Origin of the sequence: Alkalicoccus luteus, from assembly GCF_012034335.1 — a bacterium.
Taxonomy (GTDB): domain Bacteria; phylum Bacillota; class Bacilli; order Bacillales; family Salisediminibacteriaceae; genus Alkalicoccus; species Alkalicoccus luteus_A.
Map to the genome: position 1 here is coordinate 1 of NZ_JAATHJ010000067.1, position 1329 is coordinate 1329.

1 protein-coding gene is annotated in these 1329 nt (G+C 53.8%); it reads right to left on the reverse strand.

Features of this window, described 5'->3' with window-relative positions:
• On the reverse strand, positions 1 to 1329 hold a 1329-nt coding region (locus tag HCN83_RS17865; RefSeq protein ID WP_168009776.1), incomplete at both ends, for a DDE-type integrase/transposase/recombinase.

A 1329-nucleotide genomic window follows, 5' to 3' on the forward strand; every position in this document is an offset into this window, starting at 1 on the left:
CGATATGACGGAAGTGAACGGCGGGCACGGTTGGCCCTTTCGCCTGGGCCCGTCGTTCCTCGTTCTGTTTCTTCGCTCCTTGTAACAACCTCGACGAACCGGCAGGTTCTTTGGTCATATGGACCGGGAGGGACGGTCGTCTCCCTGTTTGTTCGGTCATTGTGAGCTTCGTGGCTGTCCAGCTGTCATAACCGGGATAATCGATGGTGAGCGTCGTCGTATCCTGAGGATCGTAGGTAATCTCGACCCGACAGCCCATGAGCGTGATGCCCACTTCGTATTTCGTATCCTGAAAGCTGATGCAGCCTGATTTATCGACTTTTCTCGTTTCCGTATGTAAAAACGCCTGGGTTAGTTCTTCGGCCGAAATGGTTCGGATCGGCGTGCTTTCCTGGCGGTATGCTTGGAACGGTGTCGTGGCGGTGCCCAGGGCCTGGTGCGGCTGGTGGATGTACCGCTCGTCGAGCCATACCCGCAGCCACTGATTGAGCGCTTCTACGGTCTTGGGGCGTTCCAACTGTACTTCCTGCAAAAACGCATCAAAGGTTCGGTTAAAGCGTTCGATTTTCCCCGTGGATTCCGGTGAATAGGGCTTGGCATACAACAGCCTTGTCCCTAACTTGGCACAGGTTTTCGCCATCCACTTCGTCCGGTACTGCTTCCCGTTATCAAAATACACTTGTTCAGGGATCCCATACGTACGAACCGATTCCCGAAACGCTTCTTCGACACATCGGGCATCCAGCATGGGGTAAAAGGATACGTGCAAGGGATACCGGGTGGCGTCATCCAAAAAGGCCACCATGTAGACTTGCTTCTTGGTTCCATTTGGCCCGATTGGCAGGTACGGGCCATACTTGATATCCGAGTGCCACAACGCATTTCGGGATCGTTTCTGAAAGCGCCGTACGGCCCCGGATGTCTCGTGATACAGTTTCATCTGCCGGGCGCTGTACCCTCGCTTGGCTAATTGTTCCTGCAGGGTCGATCGCTTCACCGTGCCTTTTTCCACCAGCCCGTCCCATTCCAATATGTGAATGATCGATGCAATGCTTCTGGACGGCACCTCCCGGCGCAATAAAATCGCCTGTTCCAGCACTGGATCCTGATTTTCGACCGACACAGGGCGATAGGCTTTCGGTTTTAACCCCTCAAAGCCTTCTTTGTGAAACTGAGCAAGATAGCGACGAATGGTTCGTTCTGACACGCCATGCCGCTGTGAGAGCTGATGGAGCAGGGCAGCTCGTTCCTGTTTGTCTAACGCTTCTTCTAATAAGGGGGCAATCAGTTGAAATCGATTCGTGGCTTGTTCGACTGCGTTTCCTGGTC